This window comes from Streptomyces sp. NBC_00572, assembly GCF_026341815.1.
In the GTDB taxonomy this organism is placed as follows: Bacteria; Actinomycetota; Actinomycetes; order Streptomycetales; family Streptomycetaceae; genus Streptomyces.
Window position 1 is genome coordinate 2,128,913 of the sequence record NZ_JAPENX010000001.1, and the last position, 20,110, is coordinate 2,149,022.

Genomic DNA, 20,110 nt, shown 5'->3' on the forward strand with positions numbered 1-20,110 from the left:
GGGTCAGCTCCTCTCCGCGGTGCCGCGGCCCTGGGGGGAGGTGGGGGGCAGCGGGTCGGTGCGGGAGACCTGGGTCTCCGGGTAGGCCTGGTGGCCCGGTGCGGTGGGTGGGGCGGGGACCTCGTCGACCTGCGGGGCGGCCTCGATGCGGGCGGCGCAGACCTTGTACTCCGGGATCTTGGAGCGCGGGTCGAGGGCGTCGATGGTGAGGGCGTTGGCCGCGGTGGGGACCGGCCAGTGGTACGGGATGAAGACGGTGTCGGGGCGGATGGCCTCGGTGACCAGGGCGGGGAAGACCTCGCTGCCGCGGCGGGTGACGACCCGGACGGGGTCGCCGTTGCGGAAGCCGTGGGAGGGGTGGACCTCGACCCAGGGGCGCGGCGTCTGTTCGACGAGGGCGCCCAGGCGGCGGGTCTGGTTGCCGGAGAGGAAGTGGGCGACGGTGCGGCCGGTGGTCAGCGAGAGGGGGAACTCCTCGCTGTACGGGTCCATGGGCGGGTGCCATTCGACGACCTGCAGGTGGATCTTGCCGTCGGGGTGGTACGTGCGGCCGTCCTCGAAGAGGCGGGGGGTGCCGGGGTGCTCAGTGCTGGGGCACGGCCAGGCGATGCCACCGGTCTCCTCAAGGCGTTCGTAGGTGATGCCGTAGTAGTCGTTGACGGTGCCGGCGGAGGCGATGCGGAGTTCCTCGAAGACGGAGCGGGAGTCGGGGAACGCGAACTTGTCGGCGGCGCCGAGCCGGCGGGCGAGTTCGCAGATGACCCAGGTGTCGGTGCGGACGCCGGCCGGGGGTTCCTGGGCCTTGTTGTGCTTGACGACCCGGGCCTCGGCGTTGGCCATGACGCCCTCGTCCTCGGCCCACACGGTGACGGGGAAGACCACGTGCGCGTTGGCCGCGGTCTCGGAGAGGAAGAAGTCGAACTGGGCGTGGAATTCGAGGGTGTCGTAGCCGTCCTTGACGGTCGCGTAGTTGGGCAGCGAGACGAAGGGGTTGTTGCAGATGCCGACGAGGCCGCGGATCTCCTTGCGCTGCATCTGCCAGACCATCTCCATCATGGAGGTGCCGGCGGGCGGGAGTTCGGCCTCGTCGATGCCCCAGATCTGGCAGATCTGGCGGCGGTGCTCGGGGTTGGTGATGGAGCGGCCGCCGGGGAGGAGGTCGGACTTCTGGCCGTGCTCGCGGCCGCCCTGGCCGTTGCCCTGGCCGGTGATGGTGCCGTAGCCGGCGCCGGGCTTGCCGATGTGCCCGGCGGCGACGCACAGGTTGATGATGCTGAGGCAGTTCTCGACGCCCTGGGAGTGGTGCTCGACGCCGCGGGCGTGCCAGGCCATGGCCCGGTCCGCGCCCGCGAACATGCGGGCGACCTGGACGATCTGCTCCTCGGGGACGCCGCAGATCTGGGCCGACCGGGCCGGCGGGTAGTCGGCGACGGTCCGCTTGACCTCTTCCCAGCCGGTGGTGTGGGCGGCGAGGTAGGCATCGTCGGTGAGGCCCTCGGCGACGACGACGTGGAGGACGGCGTTGAAGAAGGCGGAGTCGGTGCCGGGCTTGATTGCGACATGGACGTCGGCCGTGCGGGCGATGGCGGTCTCGCGCGGGTCGACGACGATGAGAGTGGCGCCCCGGTCGCGGGCTCCCCACAGGTACTGGGTCATGACGGGGAAGCATTCGCCGACGTTGGAGCCCGCGATGAGGAGGCAGTCGGTGAGGAGGATGTCGGAGAAGGGGTTGCCGGCCCGGTCGATGCCGAAGGCGAGTTTGTTGGCCCCGGCGGCGGAGACCATGCAGAGGCGTCCGTTGTAGTCGACGTGCCGGGACTTCAGGGCGACCCGGGCGAACTTGCCGACGAGGTAGGTCTTCTCCGAGTAGAGGCTGGCGCCGCCGAGGAGACCGAAGGCGTCGTTGCCGTACTCGCCCTGGATGCGGCGGATCTCGGCGACGGTGTGGTCGAGTGCCTCGTCCCAGCTGACCTCGCGGAACTCCTCGTCGCGATTGCGCCGCATGAGGGGCGCGGTGAGCCGGTCGGGGTGGTTGACCTGCTGGTAGGCGTTGATGCCCTTGGGGCAGAGCCGCATCCGGTTGATGTCGTGGTTGCGGGGTTCGACGCCGAAGACCTTGCCGCCGCGGTCGACACGGAGGTACATGCCGCACTGCACACCGCAGAAGCAGCAGTGGGTGGGGACGAGGGTCTCGCCGTTCTGGTCGGCGTGCCAGCGGTCGGCCGGAATGCCGCCGGCGTCGCGGAAGTTGCGGGTGCCGGGCGGGGCCAGGGAGGGGTCGAGCGGCAGCGCCCGGTTCGGGTCGGTCGCGGTCACTTGAACCCCTTCTTGACGTGGTCGAGGTAGGCGTTGCCGCGCAGGACGCGCTTGCAGCGGGGGCAGTACTCGGCCCACTCGTCGAAGCCGAGGTCGAGGTCGCGCATGGTGCCCTTGAGGTTCTCCACGTACGGGGCGGTGTCGATGGGCTCGTGGCAGCGGCGGCAGGTGAGCGCCTCCTCGTCCTTGCTGCGGGAGGTGTACTTGAAGAGCTGCATGCCGACGGCGGCGGGCCGCTGGACGATGTGGAAGAACTTCCCGAAGGGGATGTAGATGAGGGTGAAGACGACCGACACCATGTGGAGGATCGCGAGGAACTCGTAGCCTCCGCCGTGCAGGAAGATCGACGAGAAGGTGAGCAGCAGCCCGGTCACGGAGATGACGATGAGGGCGAGCAGCGGCACCAGGTCGTAGGCGAAGCGCTGGCCGGTGATGGCGCCGCGGTCCTTCATGCGGCGCCAGAGGAAGTAGCCCGCGCCGGGGATGACCAGGACGGCGGCGATGTCGAGGCCGTGGAACATCAGCCAGCCGACGACGTTGAGGGCGTCGAAGCCGATGATCTTGAAGCCCCAGATCCGCATCTCGTAGCCGGGACCCGAGCCGGTGGAGGAGGTGAAGGTGAACCAGCCCCAGGTGAGGGGGAAGGTGATCGCCGCGGCCAGCAGGCAGCCCCAGAAGATGAGCTGGTGGGCGGCCCAGCGGGCATGCGAGCGGGCTCCGAGGAACTTCTGGAGGCCGAGGTAGGTGGCGATCATCTTCGGCAGCGCGGTGGGCGCCTTGCGGAAGTTCGCGACGGAGAAGAAGGAGCCCCAGCCCTTGCGGAAGAGGCGGCGGGCGCCGGGGGCGGAGATCCAGACGGTGTAGCGGTAGGCGACGCCGAAGGCGAGGAAGACGGTGGCGACGGCGTAGGGCAGCAGGGCCGAGTCGAAGTCGCGGAGCAGGCGGCTGCCGAAGACGATCGCGAGGATCAGCAGCACGGAGACGACGGTGCCCGCGAGGGTCGCGCGGCGGCGCACGGCGGCCGGGGTCTGCGGCGGGGGCCCGACGGCCATCCGGCCTCCCGGGGCTGGGCCGCCCGGGGCTTGGGTGCCGTGGGTGGGGTCGTCCGGCGGAGGTGTCGGCTCGGCTGTCTGAGGTGGCTCGGTCACGCGGCCACGGTAAGGCCATACGGGGCATTTTGCCCTGTTTTAGAGGGCTGTGGAATGAGGGCGTCGCTCAGACGGCGTTCAGGCCGTGGGCGCGGAAGACCTCGCGGACCTCGGCGACCCGCTCGGGCGTCGGGGAGGGCGTGTCGTGCGGGGTGAACGGCATGGCGAGTGCTTGCCACTTCGCTTCGCCGAGCTTGTGGAAGGGCAGGATGTCCACGCGGGAGACGTTGCCGAGACCCCCGGCGAAGGCGGCGACTCCCTCCACGTCGGCCGGGTCGTCGGTGAGGCCCGGGACGAGGACGAAGCGGACGTGGACCTCCTGGCCGAGGTCGGCGAGACGCCTTGCGAAGTCCAGGGTCGGCGCGAGCGGCCGGCCGGTGACCTTCTTGTACGTGTCGGGGTCCCAGGACTTGATGTCGAGCAGCACCAGGTCGGTGTCGCGCAGCAGGGCGTCGGTGGCGCGGGCGCCCAGGAAGCCCGAGGTGTCGAGGGCCGTGTGCAGGCCGAGCTCGTGCTTCATCCGGTGCATCAGCTCGCCGGTGAAGACGGGCTGGAGGAGGGGTTCGCCGCCGGAGACGGTGGCGCCTCCCCCGGATGCGGAGAGGAAGCGGACGCACTTGCCCGCCTCGGCGATCAGGGCGTCGGCGGATGTCCTCTTGCCGTCGCGCATCTTCCAGGTGTCGGGGTTGTGGCAGTAGAGACAGGTGAGGGGGCAGCCGGAGAGGAAGGTGACGAAGCGGGTTCCGGGCCCGTCGACGCCGGTGGACAGGTCCCAGGAGTGGACCGAGCCCTCGGAGGGACGCCGGGTCACGGCGGCGGCCGGGGTGGCCGTCGGGGTCACGGGTCCGATGGCGAGGCCGGTCATGGCAGGGCCTCCTTCGGAGGGGCCTCGGAGAGTGCGGGCGCGACCCGGGGCCGGGGGTGAGGGCCACCGGCCCCGGGCGCGAGGAGGTGGCGGTTACAGCGAGCCGTGGAAGGTGCGGTTCAGGACGTCGAGCTGCTGCTCGCGGGTGAGCCGGACGAAGTTGACCGCGTATCCGGAGACCCGGATGGTCAGCTGCGGGTAGTTCTCGGGGTGCTCCATGGCGTCCGTGAGCGTGTCGCGGTTGAGGACGTTGACGTTCATGTGGAAGCCGTCGCTGACCATGTAGCCGTCGAGGACGCCCGCGAGGTTCTTGATCCGTTCCTCGGGGGTGCGGCCCAGGCCGTCGGGGGTGACGGTGTTGGTCAGCGAGATGCCGTCCTCGGCGTCCTCGTACGGGAGCTTGGCGACCGACAGGGCCGCGGCCACGTAGCCGTGGGTGTCGCGGCCGTTCATCGGGTTGGCGCCCGGGGCGAAGGGCTCGCCGGCGCGGCGCCCGTCGGGGGTGTTGCCGGTCTTCTTGCCGTAGACGACGTTGGAGGTGATGGTCAGGACGGACTGGGTGTGTTCGGCGTTCCGGTAGGTGGGGTGCTTGCGCACCTTCCTCATGAACTCCTCGACCAGCCAGACCGCGATCTCGTCGGCCCGGTCGTCGTTGTTGCCGTAGGCCGGGAAGTCGCCCTCGACCGTGTAGTCGGTGGCCAGGCCGGACTCGTCGCGGTGCACGGTGACCTTGGCGTACTTGATGGCGGCCAGCGAGTCGACGGCGACCGAGAGGCCGGCGATGCCGAAGGCCATGGTGCGGCGCACGTCGCGGTCGTGGAGGGCCATCTCGATGCGCTCGTACGCGTACTTGTCGTGCATGAAGTGGATGACGTTCAGCGAGTGGACGTAGACGTTCGCGAGCCACTCCATCTGCTCGTCGAACCTGGCCATGACCTCGTCGTGGTCGAGGACCTCGGCGGCCCCCGTCTCCATGGAACGCAGCGCGCCCGTGTCGGGGCCGACCTGGGCGCCGGACGTCTCGTCCCGGCCGCCGTTGATCGCGTACAGGAGGGTCTTGGCGAGGTTCACGCGGGCGCCGAAGAACTGCATCTGCTTGCCGACGGGCATCGCGGAGACGCAGCAGGCGATGGCGGTGTCGTCGCCGAAGCGGGGGCGCATCAGCTCGTCCGACTCGTACTGGACGGAGGAGGTGTCGATGGAGACCTTCGCGCAGAACTCCTTGAAGCCCTGCGGGAGTCGGGGCGACCAGAAGACGGTCATGTTCGGCTCGGGGGCGGGTCCGAGGTTGTAGAGGGTCTGGAGGTAGCGGAAGGAGGTCCGGGTGACCAGCGGACGGCCGTCCTCGCCCATGCCGGCGAGGGACTCGGTGACCCAGGTCGGGTCGCCGGAGAAGCCCTGGTCGTACTCCGGGGTGCGCAGGAAGCGGACGATGCGGAGCTTGACGATGAAGTCGTCGACGAGCTCCTGGGCCCGCTCCTCGGTGAGGAGACCGGCCTCGATGTCGCGCTGGAGGTAGACGTCGAGGAAGGTGGAGGTGCGGCCGAGGGACATCGCGGCGCCGTTCTGCTCCTTCACGGCGGCGAGGTAGGCGAAGTACAGCCACTGGACGGCCTCGCGGCCGGTGACGGCGGGGCCGGAGATGTCGTGGCCGTAGGAGGCGGCCATCGCCTTGAGTTCGCCGAGGGCGCGGATCTGCTCGGCGAGTTCCTCGCGGAGCCGGATGGTCTCCTCGATCGAACGGTTCCCGGCGGGGAGCGAGTTGAGCTCCTCCTTCTCCTCCTTCTTCACCTCGACCAGGCGGTCGACGCCGTAGAGGGCGACGCGGCGGTAGTCGCCGATGATGCGGCCGCGGCCGTAGGCGTCGGGGAGTCCGGTGACGACGCCGGCCTTGCGGGCGGCGCGGATCTCGGGGGTGTACGCGTCGAAGACACCGGCGTTGTGGGTCTTGCGGTACTCGGTGAAGACCTTCTCCAGCTCGGCCGAGACCGGGTAGCCATAGGTCTCCAGGGCGCCCGCGACCATGCGCCAGCCGCCGTACGGCATGATCGCGCGCTTCAGCGGGGCGTCGGTCTGGAGGCCGACGATCAGGTCCTTGTCGCGGTCGATGTAGCCGGGGGCGTGGGCGGTGATGGTGGAGGGTACGTCGTACGAGACGTCGTAGACGCCCTTGTCGCGCTCCTCGGGGAACCTGTCCGTGATGGCCTTCCACACGGCGGTGGTCCGCTCGGTGGGTCCGGCGAGGAAGGAGTCGTCACCCTCGTACGGCGTGTAGTTCTGCTGGATGAAGTCGCGGACGTCGATGGCGTCGCGCCAGAGTCCGCCCTTGAAGCCCTTCCAGGCCCGCTCGTTCACCGTTGCTTCAGCAGGGGTCGCAGTCACTGCCCGCACCGCCTTCTTCGATTCATTCGATGGCGTCGTTGCCTGCTTCCATTCCACTCCTTCTGATCGATCATCTCGGTCGGCATTGGTCACCTCCGGGCGGCCTTTGGTCCCGTTCCGGGTACGCAAAAAGACCCCGCCTCGCGGGGTCTTTTTCCGGAGTGGCTCAGCTGGGCGCCTCGGCGTTCTTGCGGGCGTAGAACCACCAGGTCACGACCATGCAGCTGGCGTAGAAGGCGACGAAGCCCCACATCGCGCTGGTCACGGCCACCGAGCCGAACAGGGCGGGGATGAAGAAGAAGCCGTAGGCCGCGATGGCCGAGGTGAATCCGGTGACGGCGCCGGACTCCATTTCCGCCTGCTTCAGCGCCCTCGCGTATTCCGGGGTGCCTTCCGTGAGTCCCTTCAGGTGGGTGCCGCGGAAGATGACCGGGATCTGACGGAAGGTCGAGCCGTTGCCGATTCCGGAGAAGAAGAACGCGGCGAGGAAGCAGAAGAAGAAGCCGTAGAACGAGCCGCCGTCACTGCCCGAGGGCAGGAAGTCGATCACGCCGACGATCGAGACGGCCATGCCCACGAAGGACAGGATGGTGACCCGGGCGCCGCCCCACTTGTCGGCGATCCAGCCGCCGCCCCAGCGGGCGAGCGCGCCCACGGCGGGGCCCATCCAGGCGTAGGTGGCGATCGAGTAGTCCGGGAAGGTGGTCTTGATCAGCATCGGCAGGGCGGCGGCGAAGCCGATGAAGGAGCCGAAGGTGCCGACGTACAGCCAGGTCATCAGCCAGTTGTGCTTGCGCTTGAAGATGATCTTCTGCTGCTTGAACGGGGTCGAGGCGACCTTCAGGTCGTTCTGGCCGAACCAGGCGACGGCCGCGAGGACCAGCAGGACCGGGACCCAGAGGAACGCGGCGTTCTGCAGGTGGACGGGGGTGCCGTCGGCCTTGTGCTGGGCCGAGCCGATGGCGATCGTCGACCAGGTGATGACGATCGGGGTCAGCAGCTGTACGACGGAGACGCCGAGGTTGCCGAGCCCGCCGTTGATGCCGGTCGCGGAGCCCTTCTTCGCCTTGGGGAAGAAGAAGCCGATGTTGGCGAGCGAGGAGGCGAAGTTCGCGCCGCCGATACCGCAGAGGGCGGCGATGGCGACCATCACGGCGTACGGGGTGGTCGGGTCCTGGATGGCGATGCCCAACCAGATCAGCGGCACGATCAGCACGACCGTCGACAGCGCGGTGAAGCGGCGCTGGCCGACCATCGGACCGAGGAAGGTGTAGAGGATCCGGGCCGTGCCGCCGGTCAGACCGGGGATGGCCGTCAGCCAGAACAGCTGGGAGGTCGAGAAGCCGAAGCCGACGTCCTTCAGATTGGTCGCGGTGACCGACCACACCTGCCAGACGACGAACGCCACGAGCAGCGCCGGCACCGCGATCCACAGATTGCGGTGGGCGACCTTCCTGCCGATCGACTTCCAGAAGAGCTCGTTCTCCGGCTCCCAGTCGGTGATCGGCTTGCCGGGGCGGTACTGCTCCGTGTCGTACGAGGCGGCGGGCGCGCCCCTCCTTCTGCTGTCCTGGACTACGGAACTCATGGCGCTTCCCTGACTTCCCTGTTCGGGCTGACCTCGGGCTGTCCTTCGAGGATTTCCTTGCTCTTCCAGGCTGCGCCGCGGGGTAGGGGGGACGTGAGGGCCGATGGTCGTCGGGTGGGGCGGGCCCAGGTCGGGCCGTCGGGCGGTCCTAGGTCCCCTCAGGGACGGGCCATAGGCACCGGAAGGAGTCCGGCGACTGGGCCGGCTCCTGCCGGTGCCGGTGACCCCGGCCTACCGAACACGCACGCGTGGCGGGCGTGGTGGCGGCGCGCGACGAGGGGCGGGGGTACCGGCATCGGTGGAGGCGCGGGCATCGGTGCGGGAACGGGCATCGTGGGAGGCGCGGGCATCGCTGGAGGCGTCGGCATCGGAGGGGCACGGGCCGCCTGACGTCCCCGGTACCGGCGGTACCGGCCTCCGCGTGGCAGGCGAGCGGGAACACCGCCCGCTCTGCTGTGCTGGGGTCATGACACAACCGTTCCTCCCTCTCACCGCACGCTCCCGCGACGAGTCGCACCGGGCGGCCACGCCCCTGGAGCTCTTCTTCGACCTGTGCTTCGTCGTCGCCGTCGCCCAGGCGGGCGCGGAGCTGGTGCACGCGGTCGCCGAGGGCCACCCGGGCGAGGGGATCATCAACTACGCGATGATCTTCTTCGCGATCTGGTGGGCGTGGATGAACTTCACCTGGTTCGCCTCGGCCTACGACAACGACGACGTCCCGTACCGCGTCGTCACCCTCGTCCAGATCGCGGGCGTCCTCATCCTCGCGGCCGGGGTCTCCCGGGCCTTCGAGGACCACGACTTCCTCGTCGTCTTCATCGGTTACGTCGTGATGCGCCTCGCGCTCGCCTCGCAGTGGCTGCGGGCCGCGCACCACGCCACCGACCCGGCCGAGCGGACGATGTGCCGGCGGTACGCGGGCGGGGTCGTCGTCGTGCAGATCGGCTGGAGCGCACTGCTCTTCGTGCCGGAGTCGGCCCTCCCGTGGGTCTTCCTCGTCATGGCGCTGGCCGAGATGGCCGTACCGCTGTTCGCGGAGAGGGACGCGCCCAGCACCTGGCACCCGCACCACATCGCCGAGCGGTACGGCCTGTTCACCATCATCGTGCTCGGCGAGACCGTCGCCGCCGCGACCGTGGCCGTGAAGACCGGCATCGCGGAGAACGACGCCCTCGGCGAGGTGCTGCCGATCGCCGCCGGCGGTCTGCTGCTCGTCTTCGCCGCCTGGTGGATCTACTTCGTCGTCCCCGCCCACGACCGGCTGACCTCCAGCCGCGAGGCCTTCCGGTGGGGCTACGGCCACTATGTGATCTTCGCGGCGGCGGCGGCCGTCGGCGCCGGCCTGGAGATCGCCGTGGAACAGGCCGTGGGCAAGGCCCACATCTCCACCCTCGCCGCCTCGGGGGCGGTGACGATCCCGTCGGCCGTCTTCCTGCTGTCCGTGTGGCTCCTCCATGCCCGCTACTTCAAGGTCGGCATCGCCCAGCAACTCGTCCTGCCCGTCTCGTCGCTCGCGATCCTGCTGTGCTCCTTCGCGGGCCGCTGGGCGGTCCTGGCCGCCGGCCTCGTCGCGGCGGCCACGGTCGCGGTCGGCGTGACCCTGACGGCGAGGAACCCGGCGACGCGGCCGGGTGCGAGCACGGGCACGGGTCCGGGTGCGGGCACAGGACCGGGTACAGCGACCGGCTGAATTGCCGCAGGCCGCGCGACGATCCGGCTCGGATGTACGGGTGCCGCGACCGGCTGAACCGCCGTACCGTGCGCGAGAATCCGGCCATGCTCGTCCGCGTCCTCGGCCCGCTCTCCGTGCCCGACGCCACCGGCGACCCGATACCCGTCTGCGGCGGCCCCGAGGTGCGCGCCCCGCTCGCTCCTGATCGACACCTCGGGTGGCACGTACCTCGGCCCGAAGCGCTGAACCAAGCAGCGTGGTAGGCAGGGAACATGACACAGGCCGAGCAGACGCGCGAACGCGAACGCGACGGAATCACCGATGTGAGGGGTCTGCGCGTGGGGCACGCGCGCGTGGACGGGGACGGGGCGCTGAGCGGGACCACCGTGGTGCTCGCTCCGGCCGGCGGGGTCGTCGCCGCCGTGGACGTACGGGGCGGCGGACCGGGTACGCGGGAGACCGACGCGCTCGACCCGCGCAACGTCGTCCAGCGGATCGACGCGGTCGTCCTGACCGGCGGCAGCGCGTACGGCCTCGATTCCGCCGCCGGGGTGATGGCCTGGCTGGAGGAGCGGCACCGGGGCGTGCGCGTGGGCCCCGATCCGTCGCACGTGGTGCCCGTGGTGCCCGCCGCCTGCGTCTTCGACCTGGGCAGGGGCGGTGACTTCACGGCCCGGCCGGGCCCGGCGACGGGACGGGCCGCGGTGGAGGCGGCCGACGCGAGCGGGGACCACGCGCGCGTGGAGACGGGCGCGGTCGGCGCGGGCACGGGCGCCGTGGTCGGCGGTCTCCGGGGCGGGGTGGGCACGGCGAGCGCCGTCCTGGAGTCGGGGATCACGGTCGGCGCCCTGGTCGTGGTGAACGCGGTGGGCTCCGCGGTCGACCCCGCGACGGGTGCGCTGTACGGGAGTCTCTACGACGGCGGGCGGCCCGCCTTCCCCGACACGGCGGTGCACGAGGCGGCAGTGCTGCGTCTCGCCGAGGCGCGGGCGGCGGCCGCCCCTCCCCCGCTGAACACCACGCTCGCCGTCGTCGCGACCGACGCCGCGCTGACCCGCGCACAGGCGCAGAAGGTCGCGGGCACGGCGCACGACGGCATCGCGCGCGCCCTGCGTCCGGTGCACCTGATGAACGACGGCGACACCGTCTTCGCGCTGGCCACCGGGGCACGCGAACTGCCGGAGCGGCCCGGCCCGCTCGCCCTGAACGAGATCCTGGCGGCGGGCGCGGACCTGGTGACCCGGGCCATCGTCCGGGCGGTGCTCGCGGCCCCCGGCGGCCTGCGCGGTCCGGGCGGGGACTTCCCCTCGTACAGCGAGCTCTACGGAACGCGTTCGGAGCCGTACTCCCGGTAAGCTCAAGGGAGTTGGGCGAGCGGGGCCAGGACGGGGCGGGAACTTCCCCCGGACGCCCTTCGTTTTCCGGAACCCCGGACACGATGTCAGACCCAGGGACTACGTTAAGCAAGCACCAAGTGACATGCGGCGACGGCCTGGAGACCCTCTTGAACGATCCGCAGGATCCTCACGATCCCTACGAGACGACCGAGACGCACGTTGAGCGACTCCTCGGCCGGGCGCTCAACTCCTTCGACCTGCCCGACTCGACCGTCGAGCGCCTCGGCACGGCGCTCGCGCACTCCAGCGCGCTGCACTCCTCGCACCACAGCGCGTCGCTGCACCGCGCCACCCACCGCCACACGTATCTGCTGAGCGACGGCTCCGCGCTCAGCCTCTGGGAGCTCACGCACAACGCCGGCCGGGACGGCGCCGAGCAGCACGAGCTCTACGCCGAGGAGTCGGAGGCTCGGCTCGCCGCCTCCCGTCTCCCCAGCGGACCGCTGCCGGGCTGGACCGTCGAGCGCTCCGACGGCCGCGCCCTCGACGAGGACGATGACGACGACATCGCGCTGCTGAGCGCCCTGCTGGCCCGCCCGATACCCGCCCAGCCCCGGATGTACGTGCCGGACAACTCCGCCGACCACGCGCGCCGCGTCCTGCGGCGCGCGGAGAACGCGGACCGGCCCGGCGAGCGGACGGCCCGCCGGCTCCGGCTGGCCTTCGCCCACCACATCACCCAGGCCTTCGGCCGCCACTGCCCGGTGGAGGGCGGCCGGGACGCCGGCTTCACCCTCTACGAGCACCAGTTCCTGCTGCTCGACGGCAGCGAGGTGAGCCTCTGGGAGGTCGAGCACACGGCGACACCGGACGGACGCCACATGTGCGAGGTGTACGAGGACGAGCGCGCGGCCCGCGGGGCGATGGAGTCCCGCTCCCGGGTCCGCTGACTCCCGTCGCCCCCCGCGCTCGTCGGCACCGCTCCGGGGCGGTGCTCAGACCAGCGCGGGGACGGCGGCGGCCTCGGTCAGCCGGGCGACGGCGAACGCCCGGTTGGCGCGGGTCTGTTCGCGGTAGGTCTCCGGCAGGTCCGGCAGCGCGAGCAGCCGGTCGCAGGCGGCGAGCGAGGCGGCGTGGTCGCCGACCCAGTACGCGGTGATCGAGTACTCGAAGAGCAGCCCCCACCGGTACACCCAGGGATGCATGAACAGCAGGTCACCGGGTTGCTCCCGGTCCAGGACGGTGGAGACCACGGCGTGGGCGGTCCGGTAGCGGCCCAGCTTCCGCAGTCGGCCCGACAGCTCGTAACAGGCCTCAAGTCGCTCCGGCCGTGACTCCCAGGCCCGCGACAGCGCGTCCATCCCGGCCGGCCAGTCGCCGGAATCGGCACGGAGGACACCGGACTGGAGCAGGGAGTAGTAGACCTCCTCGCCCCAGCCGCCCATGGCCGCTCGCCGCTCGTAGAGGTCGGCTGCCTCCTCGGTGCGGCCGAGGTCGCGCATCGTCTGCGCCAGATAGAAGACGGTGCGCGGGTTCGACGGGTCCCGCTCCAGCTCGGCGCCCAGGAGCCGGGCGTCGCGCTCGAACTTGTCGTGGCGTGAGCCTCCGTCGGCGTAGTCCTCGATGACCAGGGCGTCGAGGTGCTCCTGGGCGAGGTCCCCCTCGGCCGTCAGGTACTCGTGCGTGACGCCCTCGTAGCGCCACGGCAGATCGCCCCTGACCAGGCGTTTGATGCGGTACTCCAGGGCCCCCTCGTGGCGGATCATGTACCCGTCGGCGGTGAGCGCGGACAGCGGGCCCTCCTGGCGCAGGACGTGGTCGGCGTCGAGGAGCAGGAGATAGTCGGCGCGGCCACGCGCGTGCGCGATGTTCAGGCTGCGGTTGTGGCCGAAGTTCACCCACGGCTCCTCGCGCAGCTCGCCGGGGATGCCGGCGAGGGCGGTCCGGATCAGCTCCTGGGTCCCGTCGGTGGACCCCGTGTCCGAGATGACCCAGGTGTCCACGAGGCCGCGGACGGAGGCGAGGCAGCGCTCGATGACTGCGGCCTCGTTCTTGACGATCATGCACAGGCAGATGGACGGCTTCACGGCAACACCACCTCCGGCGGTTCGGTCGGGGGGCGACGGTACGCGGAGCCCCCGGGGAACCGGCGGCGGCACGCCGAAAGACCGCCTCACGTTCGCCGTCACGTACGCAGCCATTCGACTGGTGGGACTACGCCATGGCGGCGCAACGCGTCCGGGACCTATCAAGTCCCCACCGCTGCGGTCCGATGATCCGAAAGGAAGCTCATCACGCTTCCGTCTTGGTCCCACCCCCACATCGTGGCGCCGGCGCACCAGGCCGGCGGAGGAAAGGAGCATGCATGCGTCCTGATCCCAGGACTCTGTCCAGGTCCAAGCTCGGCCCGCTGCCCCGGCGGCGTGTCTGGGTGGGCGGCGGTGCGCTGGCCTCGGTCGCACTCGTCCTCACGGGCCTCGCGCCCACGGCGTCGGCATTCGCCGTCCCGGCGGCTGCGACGGCGGGAACGACCGCCTCCGACCCGGCCGGCGACTGCAAGCCCAGGTCCACGCACGAGCAGGCCGGCCCGCAGCAGCACGACGAGCAGGGCAGGCCGGCGACCGCCGCGCTCCAGGAGTACCTGGACCAGGAGGTCGGACGCCTGGTCGACGAGCCCCGGGCCGTCGCCGCCGCGGAGACGCCGAGCGGCGACTGCAAGAAGGGCCCGAAGGGCCCGCCCGGCCCGAAGGGCCCGAAGGGCAACACGGGCCCGACGGGTGCGACGGGCGCCACCGGAGCGACCGGTGCGACCGGTGCGACGGGCGCCACCGGAGCCACCGGCGCGACCGGAGCCACCGGTGCGACCGGAGCGACCGGAGCGACCGGAGCGACCGGTGCGACCGGAGCCACCGGCGCGACGGGCGCCACCGGAGCCACCGGTGCGACGGGCGCCACGGGAGCCACCGGAGCGACGGGCGCCACGGGAGCCACCGGAGCGACCGGTGCCACCGGCCCGTCCTCCTGCTACGAGATCGACAGCTACGCCCCCTCGAACACCGAGGAGTTCAGCGCCGCTCTCATCAACGGCAAGGCGTACGCCGGTATTGCGACGACCACGGGCGGCCTCATCACGTGGACGGACCTGACCGACGCCCTGCCCAACGGCCGTCCTTCGAACTACCCGGCCAACGCCTGCGGCATCTCCTTCACGGACCAGGGCGACGACGCCTTCGTCAAGGTGGTGACCACGGACGGGACGGTGTGGCAGACACACGGAGACACCAACGGAGCGAACTTCGTCTGGATCGAACCCTGGACGCCTCAGTCGCCCATCCCGACACTGAGGTCCCACCAGGGGAAGGAGTTCAAGGGCGACCTCGCCTTCGGCGGCGAACCGAACCGTCTCCCGAGGACGCTGAAGCGTTCCTGACGGAACGGTGAGACACCGAGGGGTGGTGCGTCCGCCGATACCGCACCGCCCCTCGCGACCGGCCCCGCGCCGGGACCGGGTCAGGCCGCCACGGCCACCCCGGTCTCGGACGGGGTCCGTTCGCTGCCCGGCCGCCCTCCGTCCCTGCCCGGGTACGCCGAAGGGCCCCGCCCCGGGACGAATCCCGGGACCAGGGCCCTGCCACAGCCGTACTCCGTGCATGAGCGCCGAAGACGTACTCCGTGTGTGAGCGCCGCAGCCGTGCTCAGTGCGTGAGCGCCGCTTCCTTCTCGATCACGACGTCGTCGTCACCGCCGGCCTCCAGGTGCTGCTTCGGCTTCGCCGGAAGCGCGAACATCACCAGGAAGATCAGGGCGAGCACGCCCGCCACCCAGCCCATCGCGTTCTGGAAGGCGTCGGCGAACGCCAGGCCCGCTTCGGTCGGGGACTTCGGGGTGGGCTTGCCGTCGATCACACCGAAGAAGACCACCGACACCAGGCCGAGGCCCAGCGCGTTGCCCATCTGGCCCGTCGTGTTGATCAGGCCCGAGGCCGAACCGGCGTGCTCGCGCGGGACGTCCGAGAGCACCGCGTCCGTCAGCGGCGCCACGATCAGGCCCATGCCGAGACCCATGATCACCAGCGGCGGAATCATCTGCCAGGACGCGATCTCCGTGCCGTACCGGCCCGCCTCGAAGAGGTAGAGCAGCACGCCCGCGATCATCGTCAGCGCACCCGTCTGGAGCACCTTCCGGCCGAAGCGCGGCACCAGCTTCTGCACCGAGAGACCGGCGGCCGTCGAGACCGCGATCGAGAACGGCACACCGGTCACGCCGGCCCGCAGCGGGCTCCAGCCGAGGCCGATCTGCATGTACAGCGTCCAGACCAGGAAGAAGATGCCCATCACGACACCGAAGGTCAGCTGCACCGCGATACCCGCCGCGAAGCTCTTCACCTTGAACAGCGACAGCTCGATGAGCGGCGAACCGTCCTTCTTCGTCTTGTACTTCTCGTACGCGATGAGCGCGCCGAAGACGACGAGGCTGCCGGCCATCATCAGGTGGCCCCACAGCGGCCAGTCCAGCTCACGCCCGCGCGTCAGCGGGTAGATCAGCATCAGCAGCGCGGCCGTCACCAGGACCACGCCCACGATGTCGAGGCGGAGCGCCTTCGGGGCCTTCGACTCGGTGATGAACTTGCGGCCCAGAATCAGGCCCGCGATGCCGACCGGCAGGTTGATCAGGAAGATCGGGCGCCACTCCAGGCCGGCGATGTTCCACTGCGTGAGCAGCGCGCCGAGCAGCGGGCCGGAGACCGCGCCCAGACCGATGATCGCGCCGAACATACCGAAGACCTTGCCGCGCTCGTGCGCCGGGAAGGTGACGTGGATGATCGACAGGACCTGCGGCACCATCATCGCGGCCGCCGCGCCCTGGAGGAGGCGGGAGCCGACCAGCATCTCCTGGTTGGCGGCGAAGCCGCAGAGGGCGGAGGCGAGGGTGAAGCCCGCCGTGCCGAGAAGGAAGAGCCGCTTGCGGCCGAAGATGTCACCGAGGCGTCCACCGGTGATCAGGCCGGCGGCGAACGCGAGCGCGTACCCGGCGGTGATCCATTGGATGGCCCCGAAGGAGGCGCCGAGGTCCCGCTCGATGCTGGGGATCGCGATGTTGACGATCGTGGCGTCGACCAGGTCCATGAAGGCGGCCGTCATGACGATGGCCAGGGCTATCCAGCGCCGCTTGTCGCTCGTGTCCGTGGGGGCCGCGTCCGTGGTGACGCCGTCGGCGTCGTGTGCACTCATACGAAGAAGATAAAGGCCATCTAGGTCAAATGATGTCCTAGATGAGCCTCATCCTGGAAGACATGACGGACACCCCGGTACGACTCCTGAATCTGCTCTCGCTCCTGCAGACCCCGCGCGAGTGGCCCGGCAGCGAGCTCGCCGAACGGCTCTCGGTCTCCCCCCGCACCATCCGCCGGGACATCGACCGGCTCCGCGACCTCGGCTACCCCGTCGAGGCGACGCTCGGCGCGGTCGGCGGGTACCGGCTCGTCGCCGGTACGGCCATGCCGCCGCTCCTCCTCGACGACGAGGAGGCCGTCGCCATCGCGGTCGGCCTGCGGGCGGGGGCGGGGCACGCGATCGAGGGGGTGGAGGAGGCGTCCGTACGGGCCCTGGCGAAGCTGGAGCAGGTCCTCCCGGCGCGGCTGCGCCACCGGGTCTCGACCCTCCAGAACGCGACGATCCCGCTGACACGGGGCGACGGCGCGACAGTCACCCCGGCGACCCTGACCGCTCTGGCGAGCGCGGTGACCGGCCGGGAGAAGCTCCGCTTCGGCTACCGGGCGGGCGACGGGGCCGAGTCGAAGCGCCTGGTCGAGCCCTACCGGCTCGTCTCCACCGGGCGCCGGTGGTACCTCGTGGCGTACGACCTGGGGCGCGAGGACTGGCGCACCTTCCGGGTGGACCGCGTGAGCGATCCGCTCGCCACGGGGGCCCGCTTCACGCCCCGCGAGCTGCCGGCGGGCGACGCGGCGCAGCTCCTGGTCCGCTCCATGTCGCGGGCGCAGCCGGAAATCGACCTGGACGTGTCCTTCGAGGCGCCCGCCGACTTCGTCACCGCGCGGCTGCCGTCGCACCTGGTCCCGACCGCGACGGGCCCGACGAGCTGCCGCCTGCGCACCCGCTCGGCGGACTCCGTCGAATGGCTGGCCATCCGGCTCGCCCTGGTGGACGCCCCCTTCACGATCCGGAGCCCGGCGCCGCTGCTCACGTACGTGGAGGACCTGGCGACGAGGTTGACGGCGGCGACACACGGCTGAGGGCGCCGCCGCACGGCAAGGGCCGGGAGCGGGTACCGGGGGCTTGCCCCGGCACCCGCGCGCCTCGGTTGCCGGCCCTTCTAGGCCACCGCGTCGAAGCCCGTGTCGTGGGCCATCTTCTTCAGTTCCAGAAGCGCGTGCTTCTCGATCTGGCGGATCCGCTCGCGCGTGAGGCCGTGCTGCTTGCCGACCTCCGTCAGCGTCCGCTCGCGCCCGTCCTCGATGCCGTACCGCATGCGGATGATCGAGGCCGTCCGGTGGTCGAGCTTGGCGATGAGGTCGTCGAGCTCCTCGCTGCGCAGCAGCGTGAGCACCGACTGCTCCGGCGAGATCGCCGACGTGTCCTCCAGGAGGTCGCCGAACTGCGTCTCGCCCTGGTCGTCCACCGACATGTTCAGCGAGACCGGGTCACGCGCCCAGTCGAGGACGTCGACGACGCGCTCGGGCTTCGTGTCCAGCTCGGCGGCGATCTCCGCCGGCTCCGGCTCGCGGCCGTGCTCCCGGTTGAACTCGCGCTGCACCCGGCGGATCCGGCCGAGCTCCTCCACCAGGTGGACGGGGAGCCGGATCGTGCGGGACTGGTCGGCGATGGACCGGGTGATGGCCTGGCGGATCCACCACGTGGCGTACGTGGAGAACTTGAAGCCCTTCGCGTAGTCGAACTTCTCGACCGCGCGCACCAGGCCCGCGTTCCCTTCCTGGATCAGGTCGAGCAGCGGCAGCCCGCTGCGCGGGTAGCGCCGGGCGACGGCCACCACGAGCCGCAGGTTGGACTTGATGAAGAGGTCCTTGGCACGCTCGCCCGCCTCGTAGAGGGCTTCGAGCTCCTCGCGGGACGCGCCGCCGGCCTCGGTCTGCACCTCTCCGTCGAGTATCTGCCGGGCGTACACCCCGGCCTCGATCGTCTGGGAGAGCTCGACCTCCTTGGCGGCGTCGAGCAGGGGCGTGCGCGCGATCTCGTCGAGGTACATGCCGACCAGGTCGCGGTCGGCGATCTCCCCGCCCACGGCGCGAACGCTGCTTGCCCGTGCGGCCCCGCTCTTGGCGGAGGTCTGACGACGGGCGACGGCACGGGTTGCCATGCGTGCTCCCTTGCTGAGTAGGTCGCGACACCTTTTCGGGTGCCCTGCATCCGACGGAAACAACGACTGGAATCAGGACAGAATTCCCACCCGGCACATGGATTTTCGCGATCATGCAGTATCCTGCAGCGCTGCCGCCCTTGCGGGCATGCCGCGGGCACCCATGGAGGTGCAGGTCAGACCGGGTACGGAGGGTGTTCCGGCGCCGCTCCCGGGCCCCACGACCACACTGTCGGTGAGACCGCGATCACAAGCGGCGTCACCCCTCAAGACGCTCGGACGGGCCATCGGGTTGCCCACCCGGAGGCGGAGCCTCCTCGGCCTCGCGGACTAGGTCCGAGCCGCCTCCCGGACTAGGTCCCGAGTCCGTTACGCCCCACCCCTCCCCCGCCCTAGCGTCGCCTCCATGAGCGACGCACGCGGCACCAAGGAATCCGGCACCCTCGCATCCGGCACCCTCGACGAAGCCCTCGAACGCCTCCACACCACAGGACCCGAGCGCAACGGCTGGCTCACCAATCACGCCCCCATGGCCGTCGAGGCCCTGGTCCGCAACGGCCAGGCCTCGACCGTGCACCGCTGGCTCGACCGGTACGCGCACAAGCTGGAGGAGCTGCCGCCACCGTCCCGGCCCGTCACGGCCGACGGCTGGCGGGAGGCGCTCGGCGACCCGGCCCGGATCACCGACTGGACCCGTTTCTTCGCCCGTGAGCTCGACGGCCGCCCCTGGCGGGAGGTCCTCGCCGAGTGGTGGCCCCGGCTGCTGCCGGGCATCGCGGCCTCGGCGACGCACCCCGTGATCCGTACCGGTCATGCCGTGCGCACCCTCCTGGCGTCCGGGGACGAGGAGGTGACCGCACCCCGCCGCGCCGAGCTGGCGCACGCGCTCGGGTACTGGGCGGCCCGCAGCCTGCCGCTTCCCCCGCTCACCCCGCTCGCCGCGGCACCGACGGCGGCGGCCGCGCTGGACGCCGTACCGCCGGTTCCGGTCCAGGACGGCGGGATCCGGGACCGGCTCGCGCAGCTGACGGCGTTCCCGGTCTGGGGTACGGCCCCGGACCCCGACACGGCGAGGGACCGGCTCGTCGAGCTGGTCACGGCGGCCACGCACCGGTACGCGACCCATGGCCACGGCGAGCCGATCATGCTGGTCCACGCGGCGACCGCGCCGAACGCGGTCCTGCGCGCCCTGCCCGCGCTCCCGCGCGAGCTGTGGGCGCCGAGCCTGGCGGCGGCGTGGTCGGCGTCGGCCGCGGTGACCGCCGCGTACACCCCGCCGGAGCCCGCCGCGTACACGCCGACCGCCCTCACTGCCGAGGAGGTCTTCGAGCGGGCGGCGGCGCACGGCGACGACCACACGATCAAGTTCACCGACACGGCGCTCGACGTCGGCGGCCCGCTCGCCCTCGCCGCCGCCACGCGCTCGATCGAGCTGAACCCACCGGTGTTCTAGCTCCGGGCGGGCCG

The 20,110-nt window shown here is 71.0% G+C and carries 15 protein-coding genes; 7 read left to right on the plus strand and 8 right to left on the minus strand.

All coding sequences use genetic code 11. The features are described 5' to 3' along the window. Nucleotides 1-3: 3 nt before the first annotated feature. The 5 genes from OG514_RS09630 to OG514_RS09650 form a co-directional block, all read right to left on the minus strand. The gene (locus OG514_RS09630; RefSeq protein ID WP_266892898.1) at nt 4-2,316 is read right to left on the minus strand and encodes a molybdopterin oxidoreductase family protein; all 2,313 of its coding nucleotides are present in this window, start codon (nt 2,314-2,316) and stop codon (nt 4-6) included. Next, nucleotides 2,313-3,368, minus strand: coding sequence for an MFS transporter (locus OG514_RS09635; RefSeq protein WP_266900806.1), 1,056 nt, complete (start codon nt 3,366-3,368; stop codon nt 2,313-2,315). Before OG514_RS09635 ends, OG514_RS09630 begins: the two co-directional genes overlap by 4 nt. 163 nt (nt 3,369-3,531) lie before the next feature. After that, nucleotides 3,532-4,329 carry a pyruvate formate-lyase-activating protein gene (gene pflA / locus OG514_RS09640; RefSeq protein ID WP_266892900.1) on the minus strand — a complete coding sequence of 266 codons (798 nt, stop codon included), beginning with the start codon at nt 4,327-4,329 and terminating at the stop codon, nt 3,532-3,534. Between the two features lie 93 nt (nt 4,330-4,422). Continuing rightward, complete coding sequence (pflB, locus tag OG514_RS09645) at nt 4,423-6,720, minus strand: formate C-acetyltransferase (protein ID WP_323181511.1); 2,298 nt, start codon at nt 6,718-6,720, stop codon at nt 4,423-4,425. 157 nt (nt 6,721-6,877) lie between these two features. Next, nucleotides 6,878-8,299: an MFS transporter gene (locus OG514_RS09650; RefSeq protein ID WP_266892904.1), complete on the minus strand. Its 1,422-nt coding sequence runs from the start codon at nt 8,297-8,299 to the stop codon at nt 6,878-6,880. 466 nt (nt 8,300-8,765) lie between these two features. Between OG514_RS09650 and OG514_RS09655 the strand changes: the two genes are divergently transcribed. From OG514_RS09655 to OG514_RS09670, 4 genes are all read left to right on the plus strand, one after another. Next, complete coding sequence (locus OG514_RS09655; RefSeq protein WP_266892906.1) at nt 8,766-9,989, plus strand: low temperature requirement protein A; 1,224 nt, start codon at nt 8,766-8,768, stop codon at nt 9,987-9,989. 68 nt (nt 9,990-10,057) lie between these two features. After that, nucleotides 10,058-10,234: a hypothetical protein gene (locus OG514_RS09660; protein WP_266892908.1), complete on the plus strand. Its 177-nt coding sequence runs from the start codon at nt 10,058-10,060 to the stop codon at nt 10,232-10,234. 9 nt (nt 10,235-10,243) lie between these two features. After that, a complete protein-coding gene (locus OG514_RS09665) occupies nt 10,244-11,326 on the plus strand; it encodes a P1 family peptidase (protein WP_266892910.1) in 1,083 nt (360 codons plus the stop codon). 83 nt (nt 11,327-11,409) lie between these two features. Next, nucleotides 11,410-12,258 (plus strand): DUF6227 family protein, encoded by an 849-nt coding sequence (locus OG514_RS09670; RefSeq protein WP_266892912.1) that lies wholly within the window; start codon nt 11,410-11,412, stop codon nt 12,256-12,258. 45 nt (nt 12,259-12,303) lie between these two features. Here OG514_RS09670 and OG514_RS09675 read toward each other — a convergent pair whose 3' ends face one another. Then, complete coding sequence (locus tag OG514_RS09675; RefSeq protein ID WP_266900807.1) at nt 12,304-13,371, minus strand: glycosyltransferase; 1,068 nt, start codon at nt 13,369-13,371, stop codon at nt 12,304-12,306. 302 nt (nt 13,372-13,673) lie between these two features. On the opposite strand from OG514_RS09675, the gene OG514_RS39345 reads away from it, so the two are divergent. Then, nucleotides 13,674-14,738, plus strand: coding sequence for a hypothetical protein (locus OG514_RS39345; RefSeq protein ID WP_323181512.1), 1,065 nt, complete (start codon nt 13,674-13,676; stop codon nt 14,736-14,738). Between the two features lie 265 nt (nt 14,739-15,003). Here OG514_RS39345 and OG514_RS09685 read toward each other — a convergent pair whose 3' ends face one another. Further along, on the minus strand, nt 15,004-16,539 hold the full coding sequence (locus OG514_RS09685; RefSeq protein ID WP_266892914.1) for an MFS transporter: 1,536 nt from the start codon (nt 16,537-16,539) through the stop codon (nt 15,004-15,006). 62 nt (nt 16,540-16,601) lie between these two features. Between OG514_RS09685 and OG514_RS09690 the strand changes: the two genes are divergently transcribed. After that, a complete protein-coding gene (locus tag OG514_RS09690) occupies nt 16,602-17,561 on the plus strand; it encodes a YafY family protein (protein ID WP_266900808.1) in 960 nt (319 codons plus the stop codon). Nucleotides 17,562-17,641: 80 nt separating this feature from the next. On the opposite strand, the gene OG514_RS09695 is transcribed toward OG514_RS09690, so the two are convergent. Continuing rightward, entirely contained in the window at nt 17,642-18,643 is a 1,002-nt protein-coding gene (locus OG514_RS09695) for an RNA polymerase sigma factor RpoD/SigA (RefSeq protein WP_266892916.1), read from the minus strand. 406 nt (nt 18,644-19,049) lie between these two features. Here OG514_RS09695 and OG514_RS09700 point away from each other — a divergent pair, with 406 nt between their 5' ends. Beyond that, nucleotides 19,050-20,096, plus strand: coding sequence for a questin oxidase family protein (locus OG514_RS09700; RefSeq protein WP_266892918.1), 1,047 nt, complete (start codon nt 19,050-19,052; stop codon nt 20,094-20,096). The last annotated feature ends 14 nt before the right edge of the window (nt 20,097-20,110 follow it).

What these genes read in the sequence shown, in the direction of transcription:
- pflA (WP_266892900.1), bottom strand. Translation starts at nt 4,329, where the DNA reads ATGACCGGCCTCGCCATCGGACCCGTGACCCCGACGGCCACCCCGGCC.
- OG514_RS09700 (WP_266892918.1), top strand. Translation starts at nt 19,050, where the DNA reads ATGAGCGACGCACGCGGCACCAAGGAATCCGGCACCCTCGCATCCGGC.
- OG514_RS09670 (WP_266892912.1), top strand. Translation starts at nt 11,410, where the DNA reads ATGTCAGACCCAGGGACTACGTTAAGCAAGCACCAAGTGACATGCGGC.
- OG514_RS09665 (WP_266892910.1), top strand. Translation starts at nt 10,244, where the DNA reads ATGACACAGGCCGAGCAGACGCGCGAACGCGAACGCGACGGAATCACC.
- OG514_RS09655 (WP_266892906.1), top strand. Translation starts at nt 8,766, where the DNA reads ATGACACAACCGTTCCTCCCTCTCACCGCACGCTCCCGCGACGAGTCG.
- OG514_RS09635 (WP_266900806.1), bottom strand. Translation starts at nt 3,368, where the DNA reads ATGGCCGTCGGGCCCCCGCCGCAGACCCCGGCCGCCGTGCGCCGCCGC.
- OG514_RS09690 (WP_266900808.1), top strand. Translation starts at nt 16,602, where the DNA reads ATGACGGACACCCCGGTACGACTCCTGAATCTGCTCTCGCTCCTGCAG.
- OG514_RS09650 (WP_266892904.1), bottom strand. Translation starts at nt 8,299, where the DNA reads ATGAGTTCCGTAGTCCAGGACAGCAGAAGGAGGGGCGCGCCCGCCGCC.
- OG514_RS39345 (WP_323181512.1), top strand. Translation starts at nt 13,674, where the DNA reads ATGCGTCCTGATCCCAGGACTCTGTCCAGGTCCAAGCTCGGCCCGCTG.
- OG514_RS09695 (WP_266892916.1), bottom strand. Translation starts at nt 18,643, where the DNA reads ATGGCAACCCGTGCCGTCGCCCGTCGTCAGACCTCCGCCAAGAGCGGG.
- OG514_RS09675 (WP_266900807.1), bottom strand. Translation starts at nt 13,371, where the DNA reads ATGATCGTCAAGAACGAGGCCGCAGTCATCGAGCGCTGCCTCGCCTCC.
- OG514_RS09685 (WP_266892914.1), bottom strand. Translation starts at nt 16,539, where the DNA reads ATGAGTGCACACGACGCCGACGGCGTCACCACGGACGCGGCCCCCACG.